This is a genomic window from Kosakonia cowanii JCM 10956 = DSM 18146, assembly GCF_001975225.1.
GTDB lineage: Bacteria > Pseudomonadota > Gammaproteobacteria > Enterobacterales > Enterobacteriaceae > Kosakonia > Kosakonia cowanii.
The window spans coordinates 4,257,755-4,282,406 of sequence record NZ_CP019445.1 but is presented as its reverse complement, the minus strand read 5'-3'; the positions used below and the strand labels follow the sequence as shown (position 1 = coordinate 4,282,406).

The 24,652-nt window shown below is 59.4% G+C and carries 18 protein-coding genes and 1 riboswitch; of the genes, 9 read left to right on the top strand and 9 right to left on the bottom strand.

The window, feature by feature from the left end:
- The first annotated feature begins 11 nt into the window (after window positions 1-11).
- Window positions 12-108, top strand: a riboswitch (TPP riboswitch).
- Between the two features lie 35 nt (window positions 109-143).
- The 9 genes from thiM to BWI95_RS20280 all read left to right on the top strand — a co-directional run bounded on the left by thiM (window position 144) and on the right by BWI95_RS20280 (window position 9,596).
- On the top strand, window positions 144-926 hold the full coding sequence (gene thiM / locus BWI95_RS20320; protein WP_076770145.1) for a hydroxyethylthiazole kinase: 783 nt from the start codon (window positions 144-146) through the stop codon (window positions 924-926).
- Window positions 926-1,726 (top strand): bifunctional hydroxymethylpyrimidine kinase/phosphomethylpyrimidine kinase, encoded by an 801-nt coding sequence (gene thiD / locus BWI95_RS20315; protein WP_076770144.1) that lies wholly within the window; start codon window positions 926-928, stop codon window positions 1,724-1,726. Before thiM ends, thiD begins: the two co-directional genes overlap by 1 nt.
- A gap of 153 nt (window positions 1,727-1,879) precedes the next feature.
- The gene (gene fbaB / locus BWI95_RS20310; RefSeq protein ID WP_076770143.1) at window positions 1,880-2,932 is read left to right on the top strand and encodes a class I fructose-bisphosphate aldolase; all 1,053 of its coding nucleotides are present in this window, start codon (window positions 1,880-1,882) and stop codon (window positions 2,930-2,932) included.
- A 228-nt stretch (window positions 2,933-3,160) separates the two neighbouring features.
- Window positions 3,161-4,315, top strand: a complete 1,155-nt coding sequence (locus BWI95_RS20305) for a mandelate racemase family protein (protein WP_076770142.1) — start codon at window positions 3,161-3,163, stop codon at window positions 4,313-4,315.
- A gap of 97 nt (window positions 4,316-4,412) precedes the next feature.
- Window positions 4,413-6,041, top strand: coding sequence for an ABC transporter substrate-binding protein (locus BWI95_RS20300; RefSeq protein ID WP_076770141.1), 1,629 nt, complete (start codon window positions 4,413-4,415; stop codon window positions 6,039-6,041).
- On the top strand, window positions 6,038-7,075 hold the full coding sequence (locus tag BWI95_RS20295; protein WP_023478569.1) for an ABC transporter permease: 1,038 nt from the start codon (window positions 6,038-6,040) through the stop codon (window positions 7,073-7,075). The genes BWI95_RS20300 and BWI95_RS20295 overlap by 4 nt, the downstream gene beginning before the upstream one ends.
- Window positions 7,072-7,977 carry an ABC transporter permease gene (locus tag BWI95_RS20290; protein WP_054804409.1) on the top strand — a complete coding sequence of 302 codons (906 nt, stop codon included), beginning with the start codon at window positions 7,072-7,074 and terminating at the stop codon, window positions 7,975-7,977. Before BWI95_RS20295 ends, BWI95_RS20290 begins: the two co-directional genes overlap by 4 nt.
- A complete protein-coding gene (locus BWI95_RS20285) occupies window positions 7,949-8,812 on the top strand; it encodes an ABC transporter ATP-binding protein (RefSeq protein ID WP_023478564.1) in 864 nt (287 codons plus the stop codon). Before BWI95_RS20290 ends, BWI95_RS20285 begins: the two co-directional genes overlap by 29 nt.
- 10 nt (window positions 8,813-8,822) lie before the next feature.
- Window positions 8,823-9,596, top strand: a complete 774-nt coding sequence (locus BWI95_RS20280; protein ID WP_054804408.1) for an ABC transporter ATP-binding protein — start codon at window positions 8,823-8,825, stop codon at window positions 9,594-9,596.
- Window positions 9,597-10,099: 503 nt separating this feature from the next.
- Here BWI95_RS20280 and yegS read toward each other — a convergent pair.
- The 9 genes from yegS to BWI95_RS20235 all read right to left on the bottom strand — a co-directional run bounded on the left by yegS (window position 10,100) and on the right by BWI95_RS20235 (window position 24,506).
- Entirely contained in the window at window positions 10,100-11,002 is a 903-nt protein-coding gene (gene yegS / locus BWI95_RS20275) for a lipid kinase YegS (protein ID WP_054804664.1), read from the bottom strand.
- Between the two features lie 251 nt (window positions 11,003-11,253).
- Window positions 11,254-12,615 carry a prephenate-dependent tRNA uridine(34) hydroxylase TrhP gene (trhP, locus tag BWI95_RS20270; RefSeq protein WP_023479137.1) on the bottom strand — a complete coding sequence of 454 codons (1,362 nt, stop codon included), beginning with the start codon at window positions 12,613-12,615 and terminating at the stop codon, window positions 11,254-11,256.
- A gap of 117 nt (window positions 12,616-12,732) precedes the next feature.
- Window positions 12,733-13,464, bottom strand: coding sequence for a tetratricopeptide repeat protein (locus BWI95_RS20265; RefSeq protein ID WP_156884931.1), 732 nt, complete (start codon window positions 13,462-13,464; stop codon window positions 12,733-12,735).
- An 18-nt stretch (window positions 13,465-13,482) separates the two neighbouring features.
- Window positions 13,483-14,205, bottom strand: a complete 723-nt coding sequence (gene baeR / locus BWI95_RS20260; protein ID WP_054804665.1) for an envelope stress response regulator BaeR — start codon at window positions 14,203-14,205, stop codon at window positions 13,483-13,485.
- Complete coding sequence (gene baeS / locus BWI95_RS20255; RefSeq protein ID WP_076770140.1) at window positions 14,202-15,674, bottom strand: envelope stress sensor histidine kinase BaeS; 1,473 nt, start codon at window positions 15,672-15,674, stop codon at window positions 14,202-14,204. Before baeS ends, baeR begins: the two co-directional genes overlap by 4 nt.
- Complete coding sequence (gene mdtD / locus BWI95_RS20250; protein WP_076770139.1) at window positions 15,671-17,086, bottom strand: MFS transporter; 1,416 nt, start codon at window positions 17,084-17,086, stop codon at window positions 15,671-15,673. Before mdtD ends, baeS begins: the two co-directional genes overlap by 4 nt.
- Window positions 17,083-20,160 carry a multidrug efflux RND transporter permease subunit MdtC gene (mdtC, locus tag BWI95_RS20245; RefSeq protein WP_076770138.1) on the bottom strand — a complete coding sequence of 1,026 codons (3,078 nt, stop codon included), beginning with the start codon at window positions 20,158-20,160 and terminating at the stop codon, window positions 17,083-17,085. Before mdtC ends, mdtD begins: the two co-directional genes overlap by 4 nt.
- On the bottom strand, window positions 20,161-23,283 hold the full coding sequence (locus BWI95_RS20240) for an MdtB/MuxB family multidrug efflux RND transporter permease subunit (RefSeq protein WP_076770137.1): 3,123 nt from the start codon (window positions 23,281-23,283) through the stop codon (window positions 20,161-20,163). It lies immediately after the preceding gene.
- The gene (locus tag BWI95_RS20235; protein WP_054803232.1) at window positions 23,283-24,506 is read right to left on the bottom strand and encodes an MdtA/MuxA family multidrug efflux RND transporter periplasmic adaptor subunit; all 1,224 of its coding nucleotides are present in this window, start codon (window positions 24,504-24,506) and stop codon (window positions 23,283-23,285) included. Before BWI95_RS20235 ends, BWI95_RS20240 begins: the two co-directional genes overlap by 1 nt.
- Window positions 24,507-24,652: the final 146 nt, after the last annotated feature.

Genomic DNA, 24,652 nt, shown 5'->3' with positions numbered 1-24,652 from the left:
TGTTTTGTAATTGATTTGACTCGGGGTGCCCTTCTGCGTGAAGGCTGAGAAATACCCGTACCACCTGATCTGGATAATGCCAGCGTAGGGAAGTCAGATGCCTGCCCGGCATCCCTTCTTCACGCCGGGCAGGAGCAAAATAGATGCAACCTGACCTGCTTGATCCTGTGCACTCTGCACACGCGTTACAGCAACTCCGTACACTCTCTCCCCTTGTTCACTGTATGACGAATGACGTCGTGCAAACCTTTACCGCCAACGTCCTGCTCTCGCTCGGCGCCTCACCGGCGATGGTAATCGATCGTGAAGAGGCGCAGCAGTTCAGCGCCATTGCTGATGCCTTACTTATTAATGTCGGCACGCTGACGCGCGAACGCGCTGAAGCAATGCACGCCGCAATTGAGAGCGCTAACCGCGCGCAAACCCCCTGGACGCTCGACCCGGTTGCCGTTGGCGCACTCGCCTTTCGCTCCGGTTTCTGCCAACAACTCCTCTCTCTTCGACCGGCCGCCATCCGCGGCAACGCTTCTGAAATCCTCGCCCTGGCCGGTATGCCAGGCGGCGGGCGCGGCGTCGACACCACCGATAGCGCGCTGGCGGCGCTGCCCGCGGCGCAGCAGCTGGCTCAACAGACCGGCGCGGTGGTCGCAGTCACTGGGGAGATTGATTACATCACCGATGGTGTACAAACCCTCAGCATCAGCGGCGGCGATCCGCTGATGACGCGAGTGGTCGGCACCGGCTGCGCGCTCTCGGCGGTGGTGGCTGCCTGTTGCGCCTTGCCCGGCGAGCGACGGCTCAATATTGCGTCAGCCTGCCGGATAATGAAGCAGGCGGGCAGCCGCGCGGTGAAACAGAGCGCTGGCCCTGGCAGTTTCGTCCCCGCTTTTCTTGATGCGCTGGCGGCAAACGGGAAGGGGGAGTAATGAAACGGATTAATGCCTTAACCATTGCCGGCACCGACCCGAGCGGTGGCGCGGGGATCCAGGCGGATTTGAAAACCTTTTCGGCGCTGGGGGCTTATGGCTGTTCGGTGATCACCGCGCTGGTGGCGCAAAACACCCGCGGCGTGCAGTCGGTATACCGAATCGAGCCTGATTTCGTTGCTGCCCAGATGGACTCGGTGCTGAGCGATGTGCGCATCGACACCACTAAAATCGGCATGCTGGCGGAAACCGACATTGTCGAAGCGGTGGCAGAGCGTCTGCGCCATTACCAGGTGCGCAATGTGGTGCTGGATACGGTAATGCTGGCGAAAAGCGGCGATCCACTGTTATCGCCTGCGGCGGTCGCCTCCCTGCGCCAGCATTTACTGCCGCAGGTTTCCCTTATCACGCCCAATCTGCCGGAAGCGGCGGCGCTGTTAGATGCGCCCCATGCGCGCAGCGAGCGCGAGATGCATGAGCAGGGCGAAGCTCTGTTAGCGCTCGGTTGTGAGGCGGTATTGATGAAGGGTGGTCATCTGGACGACGCCGAAAGCCCCGACTGGCTCTTTACTCGCGATGGCGCACAGCGCTTTACCACCGTGCGCATTGCAACAAAAAACACCCACGGTACAGGCTGCACGCTCTCGGCGGCGCTGGCGGCCCTGCGACCGCGCCACCCGGGCTGGGCTGAAACGGTTGCAGAGGCGAAAAAGTGGCTTACCGCTGCGCTGGCACAGGCCGATACGCTTGAAGTGGGAGAGGGTATCGGCCCGGTTCACCACTTCCATCAGTGGTGGTAAATCAGAAACCGAAACGTGCCAGCAGAATAAGCTGAAAAAATGCCCGGCGGTGGACATTCTGACGCCAGAGTACCAGGCTTAGTTTGCCCATCGCCAGGCAAGGTGGGTAAGGACAATCCAATTCGCGAAGCGCAAGCTTACGGGAGCATTGTAATGACTGATATTGTGCAGTTACTTGGCAAAGACGCCGACAGCCTTCTGCAACACCGTTGCATGACCATTCCTGCCGACCAACTCTATCTGCCCGGACACGACTACGTCGACCGCGTGATGATCGACAACAACCGCCCGCCTGCGGTGTTGCGAAACATGCAGACGCTCTACAACCACGGGCGGCTGGCAGGCACGGGGTATCTCTCTATTTTGCCGGTCGATCAGGGTATTGAGCACTCGGCAGGCGCATCGTTTGCCGCCAACCCGCTCTACTTTGACCCGAAAAATATCGTTGAGCTGGCGATTGAAGCGGGCTGTAACTGTGTGGCATCAACCTATGGCGTGCTGGCCTCGGTCTCCCGCCGTTATGCCCACCGCATTCCGTTCCTCGTGAAACTCAACCATAACGAAACCCTCAGCTACCCGACCACCTATGATCAGACCTACTACGCCAGCGTCGAGCAGGCATTCAATATGGGTGCGGTAGCGGTCGGCGCGACCATCTACTTCGGATCGCCGGAATCCCGTCGCCAGATTGAAGAGATCTCCACCGCCTTTGAGCGTGCTCATGAACTGGGCATGGTGACGGTGCTGTGGGCCTATCTGCGCAACTTCGCGTTTAAGAAAGATGGTGTCGATTACCATGTTTCAGCGGATCTCACCGGCCAGGCGAACCACATTGCCGCCACCATTGGCGCGGATATCGTGAAGCAGAAGATGGCGGAGAATAACGGCGGCTATAACGCGGTGAAATTCGGCTATACCGATGAGCGCGTCTACAGCAAGCTCACCAGCGACAACCCGATCGATCTGGTGCGCTACCAGTTAGCCAACTGCTATATGGGTCGTGCCGGGCTTATCAACTCCGGTGGTGCCTCCGGCGGCGAGGCGGATCTCACCGAGGCGGTACGCACGGCGGTGATCAACAAACGTGCCGGCGGCATGGGGCTGATCCTGGGACGTAAAGCGTTCAAGAAAACAATGGCCGACGGCGTGAAGCTGATTAATGCCGTACAGGATGTCTATCTCGACGAGAAGATCACCATCGCCTGATCTCCGTTGTTGCCCCTTTCCGCCAGGAAGGGGGTTTTCTCTCTCTGCCCCGCGTCTTCCCCCACGGACTCCGATCACATTTCCGTAACCTTTTGTGAAAAGTATCACGCATCCTTGTGCGCATGCCCAAAAAATGGTCGCCGCTTAGCGCTATTTGTCCGAGGATGTGACCAGGTTTTGTGCATATATTTTGTTCTGAAACAGCTTTTCAAAACTCAAGGATACGGAATGAAAATTGAATCTGTAAACGTCACCGTCTTTCAGCACCCCACGCGACGGGTCTTTGACAGCGCCGGGCACTCCCATCCGGGGCCGGAGACGCAGGCGAAGATGGCGATGTTAACCATCACCGCAGACGACGGCAGCACCGGTTACTCATTCGCGCCGCCAGAAGTGGTACGTCCATTCGTGCTCACCGCATTCTTCCGCAAAGTGATGGTCGGCCAGGATCCTTTTAACCGCGAGCGTATCTGGCAGGATCTGGTGCACTGGCAGCGCGGCAGCGCGCATCAACTGACCGAACGCGCGCTCTCGTTTGTTGAGCAGGCGCTATGGGATTTGATTGGCCGCAAGCTCAATATGCCGGTCTATAAACTGCTCGGCGGCTACCGCGATAAAGTCCCGGCGTACGGCAGCACCATGTGCGGCGACGATCTCGAGGGCGGTCTCTCCACGCCGGAAGAGTACGCCGCCTTTGCCGAAACGCTGGTGGCGCGCGGTTATAAGGCTATCAAGCTGCACACCTGGATGCCGCCGGTGAAGTTCGCGCCGAACCCGAAAATGGATATCAAAGCCTGCGCTGCGGTGCGTGAAGCGGTCGGGCCGGATATCGATCTGATGATTGATGGCTACCACTGGTACAGCCGCACCGAAGCGCTGTGGATTGGCAAAGAGCTGGAGAAGCTCAACTTTGCCTGGTTTGAAGAGCCGATGGAGGAGGAGAGCATGTCCTCTTACGCCTGGCTGGCGGAGAACTTATCGATTCCGATTATCGGCCCGGAGAGCCTGGGCGGAAAACACCACAGCCGCGCTGACTGGGTAAAAGCAGGTGCCTGCGACATCCTGCGCGCTGGCGCTAACGGTGTGGGCGGCATTTCGCCGACCCTAAAAGTGGCGAACCTCGCCGAATCCTTCGGCATGGATTGCGAAGTGCACGGCAACGGCGCGGCAAGCCTTGCGGTCATTGGTGCGATCCGCAACTGCCGCTGGTATGAGCGCGGCCTGCTGCACCCGTTCCTCGACTACGACCAGCCCGCCGCTTATCTCAATAGCATCGTCGACCCGATGGATGACGAGGGCTTTGTGCATCTGCCGCAGCGTCCGGGACTCGGGGAAGATATCAATTTTGCCTTTATCGAAGCCAACACCGTCAGCCACGACTGAACAATAAAAATACCCGGGAGCACTGACTTTCGGGACGCGTGGGCCGGTTTGTGTGCTCGTCACCACCGGCAAAACGTACCCTACAGGCGACAGATAGATGAAAAAAAACTCCCTCGCGGGCGCGTGCGTACTCGCGCTCTCGTTGATGGTGGGCAGCGGCGCGGCAGAGGCAAAAACGCCGCCCGATCAGCTCATCATCGGCATGAACATGAACAACCTGCTGACCCTCGATCCGGCGGCAATGACCGGCAATGAAGTGGTTGGCATCGTCGTCAATCTCTATGACTCGCTGGTGGAGCTGGATCCTAACGAGCTGACCAACGTGAAACCGGCGCTGGCGAAAAGCTGGACTATCGACCCGGACGGCAAAAGCCTGACCTTTCATCTGCGCGACGACGTGAAATTTCACTCCGGCAACCCCTTAACCGCAGAGGATGTGGTCTGGTCGATGCGCAGGCTTTTGCACCTTAACCTTGCGCAGGCCTCGGTGTGGAAATCCTACGGTTTCAGTAAAAAGAATATCGACCAGCAGATCAGCGCCCCGGATGCCTACACGGTAAAAATCACCCTGCCAAAAGCCAATGATCCGCAACTGGTGCTCTACTCGCTTGGCGCGCTGGGCAACCTCGGCGTGCTCGACAGCAAAACCGTGCAGAAGCATGCGGTAAATAACGACTGGGGTAACCGCTGGCTGACTACCAATGAAGCTGGCTCCGGGCCGTTTATGCTGGAGACCTGGCAGGCGAAAGATGTGCTGCGCATGAAGCGTAACCCGCACTACTGGCGCGAAGAGCCGAAGCTGAGCCGCGTGGTGCTGCGCCATTTTCAGGAGTCGCAAACCCTGCGCCTGATGCTGGCAAAAGGGGATCTCGATATTGCCAACAACATGGCGGTATCGGATATCAATGCGCTGCGAAAAGACCCGAATGTTACCGTCGAGGCGGTGCAGAAGGGCACGGTCTACTACGTGGCGATGAGCATGAAAGAGCCGCACTTCGCCAATGCAAAAGTGCGCGAAGCGGTGCGCTACCTGATTGATTACCAGGGCATCAACAATGCGCTAATGCCGGGTTACGGTGTGCTGCACCAGCGGCCGATTAAAGCGGGAATGCCGTCGACGCTGCCGGACCCCGGCTACCGGCTCGATATTCCGCGCGCCAAAAAGCTGCTGGCGGAAGCGGGCTACCCGCAAGGCTTTGACACCACGCTGCGCGTGCTGGCCGATCAGCCGTTTCTCAATATCGCCATTGCCGTGCAGTCGACGCTGATGCAGGCAGGCATCAACGCCAAAATTATCACCGGCACTGGCAACCAGATCTACGGCGCGATGCGCGAGCGCAAGTTCGACATGCTGGTCGGGCGCGGCGGCAGCGGCGTCGAGCCGCACCCGCACTCCAGCCTGCGCGCGCTGGTCTATAACCCCGATAACAGCGACGAAGCCCGGCTGACCAACTTCCAGGGCTGGCGCACCAGTTTCTATGACAAACCGCTTAACGAGATGATCGACCAGGCCCTGCTGGAGCGCGATCCAAACAAACAGAAGGCGGATTACCAGCAAATTCAGGTGCGTTATGACCAGCTGATCCCGGCGCTGATCCCGCTGTCGCAAATGGTCGATTCGGTAGTGGTGCGCAATGAGGTGAAAAACTTCCAGTCGCATCCGTCGGCAACCACCTTTCTGCGTGAAGTCTACAAACGCGACGGCGCTGAAGGAGAGAAACCATGAGTATGCTACTGCTTGCCCCCGGCTCGCGGGCCAGGCGGGTCTCAACGCGACTGACCCAGGTGGCGATCACCCTGTTCGGATTGCTGCTGCTGACTTTCTTTATTGGCCGCGTGATGCCTGTCGATCCGGTGCTGGCGATTGTTGGCCCCGATGCCGATCACAGCACTTATCAGCAGGTTTACCACCAGCTCGGCTTCGATCAGTCCCTGATGACGCAGTTTGGCATCTACCTTAACAACCTGCTGCACGGCAATCTGGGCAATGCGCTACTGACCGGCAAACCGGTGCTGGACGATATTCTGCGCGTCTTCCCGGCAACGCTGGAGCTGGCGACGTTCGCCATTATCGTCGGTGCTGGCCTGGGCATTCCTCTTGGCGTGCTGGCGGCGGCACGGCGCAACAGCGTGGCCGATTACGTGGTGCGTATCATCAGCCTTGCCGGTTACTCAACGCCGATTTTCTGGGTCGGCATGATGGGGCTGCTGCTGTTTTACGCCTGGCTCGGCTGGGTTGGCGGCGCCGGGCGGCTCGATCTCGGGCTTGATGGCCTGGTGCCGCGTCGCACTGGCTTGATTACCGTTGATGCGCTGCTGGCGGGCAACGGCCAGGTGTTCTGGAATGCGCTCAATCACCTGGTGCTGCCCGCTTCGCTGCTCGGCTTTCACTCGCTGGCTTACATCAGCCGTATGACGCGCAGCTTTATGCTGGCGCAGCTCTCGCAGGAGTTCATCATCACCGCGCGGGTGAAAGGGCTGACCGAGCGGCAGGTGATCTGGAATCACGCCTTCCGCAATATTCTTGTTCAGCTGTTAACCGTGGTGGCGCTGGCCTACGGCTCACTGCTGGAAGGGGCGGTGTTGATCGAAACGGTCTTCTCCTGGCCCGGTTTTGGCTCCTATCTCACCGGCAGCCTGCTGCTCGGCGATATGAATGCGGTGATGGGCTGTGTGCTGCTGGTAGGGGTGATCTTCGTGCTGCTGAACCTGCTCTCCGACATGCTCTATCAACTCTTTGATCCGAGGACGAAATCATGACGGTCTCATTTGATTCGCCTGTTTCAGCCGCCCGCCGCGAACGCAGCCAGCGCATCAAGCGTGGCTTTGGCCGCACGGCGGGGTTTATTGGCAAAATGGCGCGCAACCCCCTCACCGCTATTGGCGGCAGCATTATCCTGCTGCTGCTGATTGTGGCGATCTTCGCGCCGCTGATTGCCCCTTACCACCCGCTGGTGATGGATCTCAACAATGCCCTGAGCGCGCCGAGTGCCGCCCACTGGTTCGGCACCGATGAGTTCGGGCGCGATATCTTCAGCCGGCTGGTCTATGGCTCGCGCATTACGCTCTATATCGTGCTGCTGGTCTCCGTCACCGTCGGGCCGCTCGGCCTGCTGCTCGGTGTTACCGCCGGTTACTTTGGCGGCAAAGTCGATATGGTGCTGATGCGCGTCACCGATATCTTTATCTCCTTTCCGAGCCTGGTGCTGGCGCTGGCGTTTGTCGCCGCCCTCGGTCCTGGCCTTGAGCATGTGGTCATTGCCATTACGCTCACCGCCTGGCCGCCAATTGCGCGGTTGGCGCGGGCGGAAACCCTGTCACTGCGCCAGGCCGATTTTATCTCGGCGGTGCGTTTGCAGGGCGCGTCGCCGGTGCGGGTGCTGTGCCGGCACATTGTGCCGCTCTGCCTGCCGTCGGTGATTATCCGTATCACCATGAACATGGCGGGCATCATTCTGACCGCCGCCGGGCTGGGTTTTCTCGGCCTCGGCGCGCAGCCGCCCGATCCGGAGTGGGGCGCGATGATCTCCAGCGGGCGCACCTACATGATGGAGTGCTGGTGGGTAGTGACCATTCCGGGGCTGGCGATTTTGATCAATAGCCTGGCGTTCAACTTCTTAGGAGACGGCTTACGTGACATCCTCGATCCCCGCAGCGAATAACTCGCCGCTTCTCGATGTGCGCAACCTGCATGTCGATTTCGTCAACGCAGGCGCGATCACCCACGCGGTGCGCGGCGTCTCTTTTACGCTCGGTCAGGAGAAGCTGGCGATTGTCGGCGAGTCCGGCTCCGGTAAATCCACCGTCGGACGCGCGCTGCTGCGCCTGCATCCGGCGAAAGCGCGGATCACTGCCGAGCGTATGCAGTTTGGCGATATCGATCTGCAACAGGTCACCGAGGCGCAGATGCGCCAGGTGCGCGGTAAACGTATCTCGATGATTATGCAGGACCCGAAGTACTCCCTGAACCCGGTGGTGTGCGTTGGCGACCAGATTGCCGAAGCCTGGCTGACTCACCATCCGGGGCAGAAAAAGGCGGCGAAAGCCAAAGTGCTGGAGATGCTTGATGTGGTACGTATTCGCCAGCCGGAGCGGGTCTATCACCTCTATCCTCACGAGATTTCCGGTGGGCAGGGGCAGCGCATCATGATCGCCATGATGCTGATCACCGACCCGGAACTGGTGATTGCCGATGAACCGACCTCTGCACTGGATGTTTCGGTGCGTTTGCAGGTGCTGGGGCTGCTGGACGATCTGGTTAAATCGCGCGGGCTGGGGCTGATTTTTATCAGCCACGATATCAATCTGGTGCGTAGCTTCTGCGATCGCGTGCTGGTGATGTACGCCGGACGCGTGGTGGAGTCGATTGCCGCCAAAGATCTCGATAACGCGCAGCACCCCTATACGCAGGGGTTAATCCACGCCCTGCCAGAGATTCACAACCGTCGACCGGTGCTGCCGGTGTTGCAGCGTCAGGCCAGCTGGCTGGGCGAGTGAGGAGAGCCATATGATTACTGTGAACCACCTGAACCTGGCGTTTGGCGACGGGGAGAAGCGCAACCAGGTGCTGAGTGATGTGACCTTTGCCGTGCAGCCGGGAGAGATTTATGGCCTGGTGGGCGAGTCGGGTTCGGGCAAAACCACGGTGCTGAAGTGCCTGGCGGGGCTGTTTACCCACTGGCAGGGCGAGCTGGCGATTAACGATCAGCGGCTGGAGAAGCGCCTCAGTCGGCCGCGCTGCCGACTGGTGCAGATGGTGTTTCAGGATCCCTACGGTTCGCTGCATCCTCGCCATACCATCGGCGATATTCTCGAAGAGCCGCTGCAAATCCACGGCATTAACGATCGCGATCGGCGCATCAACACGCTGCTGGATAAAGTCGGCTTAAGCCGCGCCTTTCGCGAGCGCTATCCGCATCAGCTCTCCGGTGGACAGCGTCAGCGCGTGGCGATTGCCCGGGCGCTGATTCTCGAACCGCGTGTGCTGCTACTTGATGAGCCGACCTCGGCGCTGGATGTCTCGGTACAGGCGGAGATCCTCAACCTGCTGGCGGCACTGCATCAGGAGTCGCAGTTAACCTATTTGATGGTGACGCACGATTTGGGGGTGATTGCCCATCTCTGCCAGAAGGTGGCGGTGATGCAGCATGGAAAAATCCTTGAAACCTTAACGGTGGATGCGCTGGTTAGCGGCGCGGCGCAAACGGATTATACGCGGATGCTGGTGAATGCCAGCCAGCAATACAGCCGCGAGATGGCACGCGAGGTAGCGGCGTATTGATCACCGGTATATAGCCGCTGAAACCGCGTAGGCCGGATAAGCGGTACGCGCCATCCGGCATTATCGCCGCGGCACAATTGCCGGATGGCGGCTTCGCCTTATCCGGCCTACAAAAACGTGCATTCAGCGACACCGAAAGTGCTTTTACTTCAGGTCTCACAGCGATGGGGTTGTGTCCCCGCTGAAATCGGCGAACCGAAGCGGGAATGACAAGGTCTGGACGCCATGGATGGCGGACAGAGGCGAACCGAGACAGGATGTCGAGTCGAGCCGACCGCAGTCAGGCACGCGGGAGGTGAGCGCAGTGCGCAGCACCGATTTCCTCGCGGGGCCGCGGGGATTGACAAGGGGAGCGCGGCCGCTTCCCTTGTCCCGTTCACCGCATAAGAGATGAATGAAACTCCCGAACGCATGGTGAACGGAACCATTCCACCAATCCAGCCCCATTGCCGGATGGCGCGTAACCGCTTATCCGGCCTACGGTTTAGGTTCACCGATAAAACTTATTTTAATAACGGGCAATCTGGTGGCAGGCGGCACTGCAATGCGTTAGGCAGCACTTCCATACGGAAATGCTCGCCGCGCAGCGGTTCGCCGTCGAGGTTAAAGGTCATTTCATGGGGCGCGCTGATCTCAAACCACGCCGAGTGACCGTCGATAATATGCGGATTATCCTCCTCCTGCTGCGTCAGCGTGGTGAAGAGGGCGGGGATAATCTCTTCGCCGGTAAAAATCCGCAGCTGCAACTGACCATCATTAATCAGCGCTTCCGGGCAGAGCTGCTGACCGCCGCCGGCCTGGCGACCATTGCCAATACCGATCACCAGCGCGTCACCCTCCCAGTGGAAATCCTCGCCGCGAATCACGCAATGGTCAGATTTCAGCATATCCATGCGCATCAGGCCGTGAATCAGATAGGAGACGCCGCCGAGCGCGGCTTTCAGTTTTTCCGGCGTTTCACTGGTGATGCGCGTACCGAAACCGCCCGTCGCCATATTGATAAAGCAGGTCTCGTTGTTCACTTTCGCAATATCAATCGGTACCGCTTTACCGACAATCGCCAGTTGCAAGGCTTTATCCAGCGCTTCCGGGATGGCGGTACTGGTGGCGAAATCATTGGCGGTGCCAAGGGGCAGAATACCCAGCACCGGTTTATGCTCTCCCGGACAATTCACCAGCGCGGTAGCCACTTCATTGATGGTGCCATCACCGCCGCCGGCAATCACCGTCGCGACGCCAAGCTGCTGCGCTTCTGCAACATAGCGTGCGGCATCGCCTTTTTCCCAGGTGACGCGCACCTGAATATCCATACCTTCATCGCGCAGCAAATTTATCGCTTCGCGCAGCGGCTCGTCACCGGCGCTTTTGCCGTTAAGGATCAATAAGCTTGTGGGAAATGTACTCATTCTCTTCGTCCTGACAAAAAATCCATGACGAAAGTGTATCTCAGGAAAAGCGAAGGCGTGGAAAAAGCAGATAAAGGGAGAAAAAATAAGCCTGCGTAAGGGAGATTACGCAGGCTAAGGAGGTGGTTCCTGGTACAGCCAGCATTTATGGGTTATGTTTTTTTCAGCGGAGTGCATAATAACCGCATTAAACGTGGCGGTGTGTGATCCGATTCTAAGAATCTTCGCACCGTAAGAATAACCCTACTAAATTACTTTCCGTGCGGGTTTCTGGTTGTCTGACCAGTGAAATTACGCATCAAAAGCGCGTACTCCAGAGGCATATCCTGGGGAACCGGCAGCCATACGGTATAACCATCTCCTGGTGCCACAGACATCGCTTCGCCTTTGCCGCTCTCCATCTGCTCCAGCGTAAAGTTGACGTTGCCCTGCGGCGTCATCAATTCGAGGCTGTCGCCAACGGAGAACTTATTTTTCACCCGCACCGCCGCGAGATCGCCTTTGCGCTCGCCGGTAAACTCGCCGACAAACTGCTGGCGCTCAGAGAGCGAGTAGCCGTAGTCGTAATTCTGGTAATCATCATGAGTATGACGACGCAGGAAGCCTTCGGTATAGCCGCGGTGCGCCAGCCCTTCCAGCGTCTCCAGCAGTGAGGTGTCGAACGGTTTACCCGCTGCGGCATCGTCAATCGCTTTGCGGTAGACCTGCGCGGTGCGCGCGCAGTAGTAGAAGGATTTGGTGCGGCCTTCGATTTTCAGCGAGTGCACGCCCATCTGCGTCAGACGTTCAACGTGGGCAATCGCGCGCAGATCTTTGGAGTTCATGATGTAGGTGCCGTGCTCATCTTCAAAGGCGGTCATGTACTCACCTGGACGCTGCGCCTCCTCAATCATAAACACCTTATCGGTCGGCGCGCCAACGCCGAGGGTCGGCTCAACATTCTGTACCGGGATTGGCTCGTGAACGTGCACGATATTGCCGACCGCGTCCTCTTTCCCTTCCTGGACGTTATACTCCCAGCGGCAGGCGTTGGTGCAGGTGCCCTGGTTCGGATCGCGTTTATTGATATAGCCCGACAGCAGGCAGCGGCCTGAGTAGGCCATGCACAGCGCGCCGTGGACGAAGATCTCCAGCTCCATCTCCGGCACCTGGGCGCGGATTTCGGCAATCTCTTCCAGCGACAGCTCGCGGGAGAGGATCACGCGCGTCAGCCCCATCTGTTGCCAGAACTTCACCGTCGCCCAGTTGACGGCATTCGCCTGCACCGAGAGGTGGATCGGCATCTGCGGGAAGTGTTCACGGACCATCATGATAAGCCCCGGATCGGACATAATCAGCGCATCCGGCCCCATCTCTACCACCGGTTGCAGATCGCGGATAAAGGTTTTCAGCTTGGCGTTATGCGGCGCGATATTCACCACCACGTAGAACTGCTTACCCAGCGCGTGGGCTTCGTTAATGCCGATCTGCAGATTTTCGTGATTGAATTCATTATTACGCACGCGCAGCGAGTAGCGCGGCTGGCCTGCGTAAACGGCGTCCGCGCCGTAAGCGAAAGCGTAACGCATATTTTTCAGCGTTCCCGCCGGGGAGAGAAGTTCCGGTTTAAACATGATGATCTCATTCTGATGACAGGTCAGATCGCCCCATTCTCATGGGGCGGCAGGGGAGTTCCCCTGAATTTAGGGCGGGAATTGTAGCGCTGCGCGCCGGGGGAGTAAACCGGCGTCTCAGTTGACGCGCAGATAGGTGCCGTCGGCGCTAACGTTATGACCAAAAGCGCAGTTGTCGATGTTGTCGGTTTTCATGGCGAGACTTTTACCATCCGGCGAAAGCGCCAGCGAAATCTTACAGGTGGTGCTTAAATCCGAAATGACGATATCGCCTTTACCCTCTTTCAGCGTCACTTTTTCACTGAACTCGCCGATATTCGGCCCGGAGTAGAGCCCCATCAGACCGAAGTAGGCACCTTCCCAGTCAGCTTTATAGGTGTCGTTGCCCTGCGATGTCAGTTTGAGGGTCTGGAAACCGCTGCGTCCGGAGTATTGCCAGTATTCACCGGCAGGGGAGGTCGGCTTGGGCAGCGCGTCCAGCTTGTCCTGAATGCGCGACAGGTTATATTTCGACTTCTCGTCATCTGGCATGATGGTCAGCCACGCCTGCGCTTTGCGATACTCGCCCTGGCGGATCCAGGTCAGCGCGACGTTATTGTAGGCGGTGGCGATCAGCACATCATTGGGATCATTCTTGCCAAACTCGCATTGCTCAAGCCACGCTGCCTGCTGCTCAAAGGCTTCACGCGCTTTCGGGTAGTTTTTCGCGCTGTAGAAGGTCTCGCCCTGTTTTGCGTAGCTGCTGATTTTGGCGCAGTCAGCCTTAATTTGCGCTTCGGTAATCTCTGCCTGGCAACCGAAGGCCGCGAACATCAGCGCCAGCGCGCCGTAGGTATATTTCCTCACCATCCCATCCTTATAAAAAAGTTACGCCAGTTTGCAGGCGTCCGCCTCCCAGCGATAGCCCACGCCGTAGACCGCGCGAATAAAGGATTGCTCCTCGTCCAGCGCTTCCAGTTTGCGACGCAGGTTTTTGATATGACTATCGATAGTGCGGTCGGTCACCACGCGGTAGTCATCATACAGATGATTGAGTAATTGTTCGCGCGAGAAAACTTTACCCGGTTCGCTGGAGAGGGTTTTCAGCAGGCGGAACTCGGCAGGCGTTAAATCGAGCAGCTTGCTGTGCCAGCTTGCCTGGAAGCGGCCTTCATCGACAATCAACGGGCTTTCGGCGTCAAGCTGCTGCAATTCGCGCTGCGGTTTGCAGCGGCGCAAAATGGTCTTCACCCGCGCCACCACTTCACGCGGGCTGTAGGGTTTGCAGATATAATCGTCGGCACCGATCTCCAGCCCCAGCAGGCGATCGATCTCTTCGATCTTGGCGGTCACCATTACAATCGGCACATTGGAGAAACGGCGAATTTCGCGACAGAGCGTCAAGCCATCGACGCCAGGCAGCATCAAGTCGAGCAGGATCAGATCCGGCGGCGTCTGGCGCACGTAACTGAGCACCTGATCGCCATGGCTAATCAGCGAAGGCGCATAACTTGCCGCGCGCAGATAGTCGATCAGCAGTTGTCCGAGCTTCGGTTCATCTTCAACGATCAGGATGCGCGGCGTGTTTTCATCAATAGGTAACTCGGTCATACATCTCTCGATTTTTCGCGTTCAAGCGGAAGTTCAACTGTAATGCTAACCCCGCCAAATGGCGAGTGCGCCGCATGGATAGCGCCACCGTGCGCCTCCACAATATTCAGACAGATTGCCAGCCCCAGCCCGGAGCCACCGCTGGCGCGGTTGCGCGAGCCTTCCGTGCGGTAGAAGCGCTCAAACAGGCGCTGCAACTGCTCGTCGCTCACCCCAGGGCCGCTGTCGGCAAAGCGCAGCAGCAGGGTGTTATCGCGCGGAATAAGCTGGATAATCGTTCGCCCGCCGCTGTCGGTGTAGCGCAGGCTGTTCTCCAGCAGATTATTAAACAGTTGCATTAAGCGATGCGGATCGCCAAACACCGTCGCGCTCTCCGGCAACTCCAGCGACAGCGTCAGATTGCGGCTGACGAAGCGTTCACGAAACGCGCCAGCGGCTATCTCCACCAGTGAGACGGCATCCACCGATTTTTTCTGATAGGCCAGCGCGCCCTCATCGGACATAGAGAGCTGATGCAGATCGTCCACCAGCTTGGTCAGCGTGGCGACCTCGGCCTGCAACGACGTGACAGACTCGGGGGTGAACTGGCGCACGCCATCCTGAATCGCCTCCAGTTCGCCGCGCAGCACCGCCAGCGGCGTGCGCAGCTCATGGGAGATATCGGCCATAAAGTCGCGGCGCATCTGCTGGTTCTTCTCAAGGGTGCTGGCGAGCTGGTTAAAGTCCTGCGCCAGCCTACCAATCTCATCCTGGCTGCCCGGTTTCACGCGAGTAGAAAAGTCGCCCGAGGCGAGTTTATGCGTGCCGTCCACCAGCCGTTTAACCGGGGCCAGCAGCCCGCGCGCCAGCGGGAAGGTGGCAATAGCGGCCAGCAGCGTGGCGAGACCGACGATCACCCAACTGGTGCGCCGCTGCTGGCGGTCAAAGTTGATATCGGTGTTGCGCGTCAGCTTTTTCACCGGCGAGGCGATCACCCAGCCGACGGTGGCGTTATTCACTTTGATTTCGCGTTGCGTGCCATCCACCGGCACCGGCGAGTGCGGGCCAACCAGCACCCGTTTTTGCTGATCCAGCACCCAGAAGCGGGTGCGCCAGCCGTGGGGCGGCATATCCGGGCGATCCGGCGGGCCTGCGTCCTCTTGCGGACCAGGGCCGCGCTCACGATCGGGGCCGCCGGGGCCGGGGCGCCCGTCATCATGCTCATTCTCCCGGTCAAAGGAGCGCAGGATCTGGAAAATCATCCGGTCGTTGTGGCGCAGAAATTGCCAGTCGCCGTGCTGGGTGTACTGCTCCGCGAGGGTATCCGTCAGCATCTGCAAGCGCAGGTCGTTGCCGCGCTTGATGTAGTTCATAAAGTCATGCTCAAAGCTGATGCGCACCGCCCAGTGGGTAGCGAACAGCAGCAGAATGCAGGTGGTGAGAATGGCGAGAAAGAGTTTGGCCGTGATCCCCGGCCGCCAGAACCTCATGATGTTCTCCTGTTGCGACGGGCAATCACCGCATTTTGGCTGGCGTCATCGGGCACGCGGGCAAAAAGGGCCGCCGGCAGTGCAATAATCACCGCCATCGTCAGATAGGTATAAAGAAAGACCTCGTGCGCCACGCCGCTGTCCGCCGAGAGATGCTGCTGACCGAAGAGGCCGAGCAGCAGACCGGCGACGCTGACGCCAATACTCATCGAGAGCTGCATAATCATCGACAGCATACTGTTGCCGCCGCTTGCCAGTTCATCGGGCAGATCCTTCAGCGTCAGGGTGTTCATCGACGAGAAGCGCATCGAGTTAATCATCCCCTGGCAGAAGAGCACCACCGGCAGCAGGTAATACCAGCCAAGCAGCGCCGTCGCCATAAACAGCAGGCTCACCAGCGCGAGGCCAATGGTTGAGGCGACCAGCACGCGGCGATAGCCAAAGCGGTTAACCACCTGCACAACGATCCGCTTCATCCCCATGCTGCCGAGCACCATCGGGATCATCATCAGCCCGGCGTGAAACGGTGAAAAGCCGAGGCCAATCTGCAAAAAGACCGGGGTCATAAAGGGCAGCATGCCGCTGCCGATCCGCCCGGCGAAACTCCCCGCCAGCCCCAATGAAAAGCTGCGGGTGCGGAACAGGCGCAAATTAAACAGCGCCCGGTCATTGCCTCTCGCGTGCAGCAGGTAAAAGAGGATCGCCGCCGCACCTACTGCCACCAGACCGCCCAGTTGCCAGAGCGTCAGGCCAAGGCCGCGGCTGCCGTCGAGTGCCAGCGTCAGTGTCGCCATGCCGCCCGCCAGCAGCACGAAACCGGAGAAATCGAAGCGGCGGGTTTGCAGGGTGTAGTTCGGCATCAGGCTCAGGGTGGCAATTGCGCCAATAATGCCAACCGGCAGGTTAATCAGGAAGATCCAGTGCCAGGAGGCGTACTCCACCAGAATGCCGCCGAGCGCCGGGCCAAGCAGCGGGCCGACCTGGCCTGGCAGCGTCACAAAGGTCATCGCCGCCATATAGTGGGTGCGCGGCACGATCTTCATCACCGTTAAGCGCCCGACCGGCACCATCATCGCGCCGCCAAAGCCTTGCAGCACGCGCGCCAGGATCAGTTGATCGAGCGTGGCGGCCAGCGCGCAGAACAGCGACCCGACGGTAAAGAGCACAATCGCCACGCAGAAGATATTGCGCACGCCAACCCGGTCAGCCAGCCAGCCGCTGGCGGGCAGCATCACGGCAACGGTCAGCACATAGGAGACCACCACCATATGCATATGCAGCGGGCTTTCGCCGAGGCTTGCCGCCATCGAGGGGAGGGCGGTGTTAACAATGGTGGTATCCAGCGACTGCATAAAGAAGCCAAAGGCGACTATCCATAACTGCCAGCGGATCTGTTTCGGTAACTCATTCATTCACTTACGGGCTCTCTCACTTTGCGACTAAACCGCGCGCGCAGACGATCAAAGAAGAGGTAGACCACCGGCGTGGTATAGAGCGTCAGCAGCTGGCTCATCACCAGCCCGCCAACGATGGTAATACCGAGCGGCTGGCGCAACTCTGAGCCATCACCACTGGAGATCACCAGCGGCAGGGCACCAAACAGCGCCGCCAGGGTGGTCATCATAATCGGGCGAAAACGCAGCAGGCAGGCCTGGAAAATCGCCTCTTCGGCGCTCAGTTGCCCCTTGCGCTGCGCCTCAAGGGCGAAGTCGACCATCATAATGGCGTTTTTCTTCACAATCCCGATAAGCAGCATAATACCAATCAGCGCAATCAGGCTAAACGGCGCGCCAAACAGCTCCAGCGCCAGCAGTGCACCAACGCCCGCCGACGGCAGGGTCGACAGAATGGTCAGCGGGTGAACATAGCTCTCATAGAGAATGCCAAGCACGATATAGACCGTGGCGATGGCGGCAAGGATCAGGATCACCTGTGAGTTCATCGTCTCCTGGAACACCTGCGCGGTACCGGCAAAACTGCCGCGCACGCTGTTCGGCACGCCAAGCTGCGTCATGGTGCGGTCAATCGCCTCGCTGGCCTGCGAAAGTGAAACGCCTGCCGGCAGGTTAAAGGCAATGGTTGAGGCCGCCGACAACCCCTGGTGGTTGACCGACAGCGGCGCATTCGCCGGTTGCCAGTGGGCAAAGTAGGAGAGGGGAATCGACGCGCCCGCATCGTTGATGATGTACATCTTATCCAGCGCGCTGACATCCTGGGTGTAGCGCGGGTCGACCTCCATCACCACTTTGTACTGGTTAAGCGGCTGGTAGATGGTGGAGATCTGCCGCTGGCCAAAAGCGTTATTCAGCAGGCTGTTCGCCGCCTGCACGCTGATGCCAAGGCGGGTCATGGTTTCACGGTCGTAGACCAGGTTCATCTCCGCGCCGTTATCCTGCTGATCCGAGTTGACATCCGCCAGCTCCGGCAGCGCCGCAAACGCTTTACGGATTTTTGGTTCCCACTCGCGCAGGTCGCTTAAGGAATCCGACAGCAGTGCAAACTGATAGCTGGCATTGGCCTGGCGGCCGCCAACGCGGATATCCTGCACCGCCATCAAAAAGAGGCTCGCGCCCGGCTCTTTTGCCAGCTTACTGCGCAGGCGGTCAATCACCTCCTGCGCGGTGGCGTGGCGCTGGTCGCGCGATTTGAGGGTAATAAACATCATCCCGCTGTTAACCCGTGAGCCGCCGGTAAAGCCGGTAACATTATCTACTGCCGGATCCTCGCGGATGATCTGCATAAAGTCCTGCAACTTGCCGCGCATCGCCTGGAAGGAGATGCTCTGATCCGCCTGAATACCGCCCATCAGCACGCCGGTATCCTGCTCCGGGAAGAAGGTTTTCGGAATCGAGATATAGAGCCAGATATTGAGCGCGATGGTGCCAAGCAGCACCACGCCAACCAGCCGGGCGTGGTTAAGCACCCATTTCAGCGAGCGGGCATACTGCTGCTGGATGCGGGTCAGCAGGCGGCCAACGCCTCTCTCCCGCGTACGGCTATGCGGCTTATGGGCTTTGAGCAACCAGCCGCACATCATTGGCGTCAAAGTGAGTGAGATCAGCAGCGAAATGCCAATCGCCACTGAGAGCGTGACGGCAAATTCGCGTAGCAACCGCCCCGGCAGCCCGGCCATCAGCAGCAGCGGCAGGAACACCGCCACCAGCGACAGGCTCATCGACAGCACCGTAAAGCCCACTTCCCGTGTCCCTTGCAGCGCCGCCTGCAACGGCTTCATCCCCGCTTCGAGATGGCGGGAGATATTCTCCAGCACCACAATCGCATCATCGACCACAAAGCCAGTGGCGATGGTCAGCGCCATCAGCGACAGGTTGTTAAGGCTAAAACCGCACAGATACATAGCGGCAAAGGTGCCAACCAGCGACACCGGCACGGCCACCGCCGGGATAAAGGTCGCCCGACCTGAACGCAGGAAGAGGAACACCACCAGGATCACCAGCGCGACGGAGATCACCAGCGTCTGCTCCACCTCCTCCAGCGAGGCGCGGATGGTTGGTGAGCGATCCTGAGCGATTTGCAAATCAATGGCGGCGGGAATGGTCTTTTGCAGCTCCGGCAGGCGGGCACGAATGCTGTCCACCGTCTGGATTATATTGGCTTCCGGCAGCTTACGGACCATCAGCAAAATCGCCGGTTTGGCGTTGGTCATTCCGGCGTTGCGCACATCCTGCACCGAGTCGGTGACCGTGGCGACATCGCTTAAGCGTACCGCAGCACCATTTTTATGGTGAATAATCAGCGGCTGATACTCCGCCGCGGTTTTTAACTCATCATTGGTCTGCACCTGCCAGCGGTGCGTGCCATCCTCCAGCGCGCCCTGCGGTTTGCGCACGTTGGCATTGCTGATGGCCGTACGCACCGCATCAAGAGAGACGCCCTGGTTAAACAGCGCCTGCGGATTGAGATCGACCCGCACGGCGGGCAGCGAGCTGCCGCCGACATCGACATCGCCGACACCGTCGATTTGCGACAGGGTTTGTGCCAGTTGCGTTGAGGCAAAGTCATACAGCTCACCCTGAGAGTAGGTATCTGAGGTGAGGGTCAGGATCATGATCGGCGCAGCGGAGGGGTTCGCTTTGCGATAGGTCGGCCGGCTCGGCATGCCGCTCGGCAGCAGGCTCTGCGCGGCGTTGATTGCCGCCTGCACATCGCGCGCCGCGCCGTTGATATCGCGGTCGAAATTGAACTCAAGAATAATGCGCGTACTGCCAAGCGAGCTGGAGGAGGTCATCTCGCTCACTCCGGCAATGCGCCCCAGCGAGCGCTCAAGCGGCGTAGCGACCGACGAGGCCATGGTCTCCGGCGAAGCGCCGGGCAGCGAAGCGCTGACCATGATCACCGGAAAATCAACCTGCGGTAGCGGGGCGACCGGCAGCAGCCGGAAGCCGAGAATGCCGCACAGGGTGATGGCGAGCGAAATCAGGATCGTCGCCACCGGGCGGTAAATGAAGAGGGCGAAGAACTTCACTTACGCCTCCTCTTCACGCTGCGGAAAACGTTTTTTCGCCGCCAGCGCCAGACGGTCGAAGAGCAGATAGATCACCGGCGTGGTAAACAGCGTCAGCACCTGGCTCACCAGCAGGCCGCCGACCATGCCGATCCCCAGCGGGCGACGCAGCTCTGCGCCAACGCCGGTGCTGAGCATCAGCGGCAGCGCGCCGAGCAGCGCCGCCAGCGTGGTCATCAGGATCGGGCGAAAACGCAGCAGGCAGGCCTGGAAGATGGCATCGCGCGGCGACATGCCCGCTTCGCGCTCGGCGGCGAGGGCGAAGTCAATCATCATGATGGCGTTCTTCTTCACAATGCCGATCAGCAGGATGATGCCGATAATGGCGATCACATCCAGCTCGCTGCCGGAGATCATCAGCGCCAGCAGCGCGCCGACGCCCGCCGTTGGCAGCGTCGAGAGGATGGTTATCGGGTGGATAAAGCTCTCATACAGCACACCGAGCACGATATACATCGCCGCTATCGCCGCAACAATCAGCCAGATGGTGCTGCCGAGCGCCGCCTGGAACGCCAGCGTGCTGCCCTGGAATTCGGTGCGGATATCGGTCGGGAAGTGGAGGGTTTTCTCGCTCTCCTGCACCGCGTCAACCGCATCGCCCAGCGAGTAACCGTCGGCAACGTTAAAGGAGATGGTGGTCGACGGGAACTGATCGAGATGGTTGATGCTTAACGGTGCATAGCGCTGCTCGATTTTGGCAATCGACGACAGCGGCACCACACCGCCTTCGCTGCTAGTCAGGCGAATATTATCCAGCCCCGCGAGGCCCGGCGTCTGCGCGGTGTCATGCTCCAGCACCACCCGGTACTGGTTCGCCTGAGTGTAGATGGTGGAGATCAGGCGCTGACCAAAGGCGTTGTAGAGGGCGTTATCGACATCCGCCATGCTGATACCGAGGCGGCTGGCGCTGTCGCGATCCACATTGACATACGCCACCAGCCCTTTGTCCTGCCAGTCGCTGCTGACATCCGCCAGCTGCGGCATCGCCTGCAATTTACTCACTAGCTGCGGTACCCAGGTGCTGAGCGCCTCAAGGGAGTTTGCCTGCAGGGTGAACTGGTACTGGGTGCGGCTGACAGTCGTATCAATAGTCAGATCCTGCGTCGGTTGCAGGTAGAGCGACATACCCGGCACATTGCCCGCCGCCTGCTGCAACCGCTCGATCACCGGCTGGACGCGATCATCGCGCTCATCAAGTGGTTTGAGGTTGATCTGCAACCGCGCGCTGTTCAGGGACGGGTTAGTACCGTCGACGCCGACGAAAGCGGTGAGGCTCTCAACGGCCGGATCGCGCAGGATAATATCCGCTACCTGGCGCTGGCGCTCCGCCATGCTGGCAAAGGAGGCGGATTGCGGCGCCTGCAGCGTGCCCTGAATAATGCCGTTGTCCTGGATCGGGAAGAAGCCTTTCGGAATAAAGATCCACAGCATTACCGACAGCAGCAGCGTGCCGAGGGCGACGCCAAGGGTCAGCCACGGGTGATTAAGCACCCGGCTCAGCAGACGACCGTAACCGGCAATCACCCGCTCAAAAAAGCGCTCCGAGGCGCGGGAGAAGCGGTTCTGCTTGCGCAGGGATTCCGCGCTCAGCATGCGGGCGCACATCATCGGCGTTAAGGTCAGCGACACTACGGCGGAGATAAGAATGGCAATTGCCAGCGTGACGGCAAACTCGCGGAACAGCCGCCCGACGATATCGCCCATAAACAGCAGCGGGATCAGCACCGCAATCAGCGAGAAGGTGAGCGAGATGATGGTAAAGCCGATCTCGCCTGCGCCTTTCAGCGCCGCATTCAGCGGTTTTTCACCCTTCTCGATATAGCGCGAGATGTTTTCGATCACCACAATCGCGTCATCGACGACAAAGCCGGTGGCGATGGTCAGCGCCATTAGCGTCAGGTTATTGATGGAGAAATCGAGAAACACCATCGCCGCAAAGGTGCCAATCAGCGACAGCGGCACCGCAACGGCGGGGATAATCGTCGCCGGAATATTGCGCAGGAAGAGGTAGATAATCATCACCACCAGCGCAATCGCCAGCATCAGCTCAAACTGCGTGTCGCTTACCGAGGCGCGGATATTGTTGGTGCGATCCGAGAGCACTTTTACGGTGACGGATTTCGGCAGGCTCTCGGTAAGCTGCGGCAGCAGGGCATGGATGTTATCGGCGGTATCGATAATGTTTGCGCCCGGCTGGCGCTGCACGTTCATCACAATCGCCTGCTGTTTGTTCGCCCACGCGCCGAGCCAGCTGTTCTCAGCACCCTGTTCAACGGTGGCGATGTCGCCGAGGCGGATCGGCGCGCCGTTCTGGTAAGCGATAATCAGCTTGCGGTACTCCTCGGCGGACTGCATCTGGTCATTGGCCGAGAGGGTGACGGCGCGGGTCGGGCCATCAAGGCTACCCTTCGCCGAGTTGACGTTAGCGTTACTGATGGCGGTACGCACGGTTTCACTGGTTAACCCCAGCCCGGCAATCGCCTGCGCGTTGAGTTTGACGCGCACCGCCGGACGCTGGCCGCCGGAGAGCGTCACCAGCCCGACGCCGGAGACCTGGGAGATCTTCTGCGCCACGCGCGTTTCCACCATATCCTCCACCCGCGTCATCGGCATGGCGGAGGAGGTGACCGCCAGTGTCATAATTGGCGGGTCGGCGGGGTTCACTTTGTTGTAGACCGGCGGGTTCGGTAAGTCCGAAGGCAGCAGGCTGTTGGCGGCGTTCATTGCCGCCTGCACTTCTTGTTCGGCGACATCCAGCGGCAGGCTTAGCTGGAACTGCAGCGTGACGACCGACGCGCCGCCGGAACTCTGCGAGGACATCTGCTTTAAGCCCGACATCTGGCCGAACTGGCGCTCAAGCGGCGCGGTAATCGCCGAGGTCACCACATCCGGGCTGGCGCCAGGGTAGAGCGTCACCACCTGAATGGTTGGATAATCCACTTCCGGCAGCGCCGAAACGGGCAGAAAGCGGTAGCCGATGATCCCGGCCAGCAGGATCGCCACCATCATCAGCGTGGTGGCGACCGGACGCAGAATAAAGAGACGCGAAGGGCCACCCGTCCGGCCCGGCGGTAACAGCTGCATCAGCCTTGTGCTCCTTTCGCCGGACGTTCACGCTTCGCGGGCAGGGTTTCTGCGTTGCTGGCGTCAACCACTTCCACCTGCGCGCCCTCTGTCAGGCGGTCAATACCGTCGGTGACGACGCGATCGCCTGCCGATAACCCGGCGCTAATCACCACTTTCTGGCTGTCCTGAATGCCTGGCGTTACCGTGTGTTTGCTGACCTTGTTCTTATCGTTCAGCACCCAGACGAAGTTGCCTTCATTACCCATTTGCAGCGCCGCAGCGGGGATCACCACCGCATCCTGCTGGGTGGCGACCAGCATCCGGGCGTTAACAAATTGATTCGGGAAGAGGGCGTCGTCCTGGTTGTCGAAACGCGCTTTCAGCTTGATGGTGCCGGTGGTGGCGTCGATCTGGTTATCCAGGCTCAACAACGTACCGCTGCTGAGCTTCTGCTTATTGGTGCGATCCCAGGCTTCCACCACCAGTTTCTGCGCACTTTTCTGCGCCTGCACAACGGTCGCGATGTCGCTCTCTGGCAGGGTAAAGATGAGATCGATAGGGTGGGTCTGCGTCAGCACCACAATACCGGTGGTGTCGCTGCTGCTAATCTGGTTGCCGACATCGACCTGCTTCAGGCCGACGCGTCCGCTAACCGGCGCGGTGATGCGGCTCCACTCCAGCTGCAACTGGGCGCTGGCGACGGAGGCTTCATCCGCTTTCACCGTGCCTTCGGATTCGCTGACCAGCGCCTGCTGGGCATCGAGATCCTGGCGAGAGACGAGGCTGGTTTTCGCCAGCTGCTGGTAGCGGGCAAGATCGCGGCGGGCGTTGGCAAGGGTGGCTTTATCTTTCGCCAGCTGGCCCTGCGCCTGCGCCAGCGCGACGTTGAATTCGCTGGGGTCAATCTCCGCCAGCAGATCGCCAGCGTTAACCTGTTGCCCCTCCTGGAAATGGATCGCCTTAAGCTGACCCGAGACGCGGCTGCGCACGGTAACGGTATTCGCCGCGGTAACTGTGCCGAGGCCGGAGAGATAGCGCGGAACGGATTCGCTGGTGGCGGTGGCCGCCTGCACCGGCGGCAGCGCGCCGCGCATGCCGTGACGTCCGCCGCCTGAAGGCGCTTGTTGTCCGCTTGCCGTGGTGGTTGAGGCGCTGTGCGCAAAATAGTACCAGGCCGCACCAGCCAGTGCGATGACCAGTGCCGCGACAACGGTGCGGCGAAAAGTGACTCGTCCTTTCATCGTTATAGGTATCTCTTTAAATCGAATGGCGAAGTAATAGTAGTGTAGTCACCCTGAAGCGCAGAAAAATGGAGGAAAAATGAAACACTGTCTGGAAACGTAGTCACGACAGATAATTTGCGTTAGGGAGATTTTGTAGCAGAAAG

Excerpts from the sequence above, each read along its gene's own strand:
- thiM (WP_076770145.1), top strand. The coding sequence starts at position 144 with ATGCAACCTGACCTGCTTGATCCTGTGCACTCTGCACACGCGTTACAG.
- thiD (WP_076770144.1), top strand. The coding sequence starts at position 926 with ATGAAACGGATTAATGCCTTAACCATTGCCGGCACCGACCCGAGCGGT.
- fbaB (WP_076770143.1), top strand. The coding sequence starts at position 1,880 with ATGACTGATATTGTGCAGTTACTTGGCAAAGACGCCGACAGCCTTCTG.
- BWI95_RS20305 (WP_076770142.1), top strand. The coding sequence starts at position 3,161 with ATGAAAATTGAATCTGTAAACGTCACCGTCTTTCAGCACCCCACGCGA.
- BWI95_RS20300 (WP_076770141.1), top strand. The coding sequence starts at position 4,413 with ATGAAAAAAAACTCCCTCGCGGGCGCGTGCGTACTCGCGCTCTCGTTG.
- BWI95_RS20295 (WP_023478569.1), top strand. The coding sequence starts at position 6,038 with ATGAGTATGCTACTGCTTGCCCCCGGCTCGCGGGCCAGGCGGGTCTCA.
- BWI95_RS20290 (WP_054804409.1), top strand. The coding sequence starts at position 7,072 with ATGACGGTCTCATTTGATTCGCCTGTTTCAGCCGCCCGCCGCGAACGC.
- BWI95_RS20280 (WP_054804408.1), top strand. The coding sequence starts at position 8,823 with ATGATTACTGTGAACCACCTGAACCTGGCGTTTGGCGACGGGGAGAAG.
- yegS (WP_054804664.1), bottom strand. The coding sequence starts at position 11,002 with ATGAGTACATTTCCCACAAGCTTATTGATCCTTAACGGCAAAAGCGCC.
- trhP (WP_023479137.1), bottom strand. The coding sequence starts at position 12,615 with ATGTTTAAACCGGAACTTCTCTCCCCGGCGGGAACGCTGAAAAATATG.
- BWI95_RS20265 (WP_156884931.1), bottom strand. The coding sequence starts at position 13,464 with ATGGTGAGGAAATATACCTACGGCGCGCTGGCGCTGATGTTCGCGGCC.
- baeR (WP_054804665.1), bottom strand. The coding sequence starts at position 14,205 with ATGACCGAGTTACCTATTGATGAAAACACGCCGCGCATCCTGATCGTT.
- baeS (WP_076770140.1), bottom strand. The coding sequence starts at position 15,674 with ATGAGGTTCTGGCGGCCGGGGATCACGGCCAAACTCTTTCTCGCCATT.
- mdtD (WP_076770139.1), bottom strand. The coding sequence starts at position 17,086 with ATGAATGAGTTACCGAAACAGATCCGCTGGCAGTTATGGATAGTCGCC.
- BWI95_RS20240 (WP_076770137.1), bottom strand. The coding sequence starts at position 23,283 with ATGCAGCTGTTACCGCCGGGCCGGACGGGTGGCCCTTCGCGTCTCTTT.
- BWI95_RS20235 (WP_054803232.1), bottom strand. The coding sequence starts at position 24,506 with ATGAAAGGACGAGTCACTTTTCGCCGCACCGTTGTCGCGGCACTGGTC.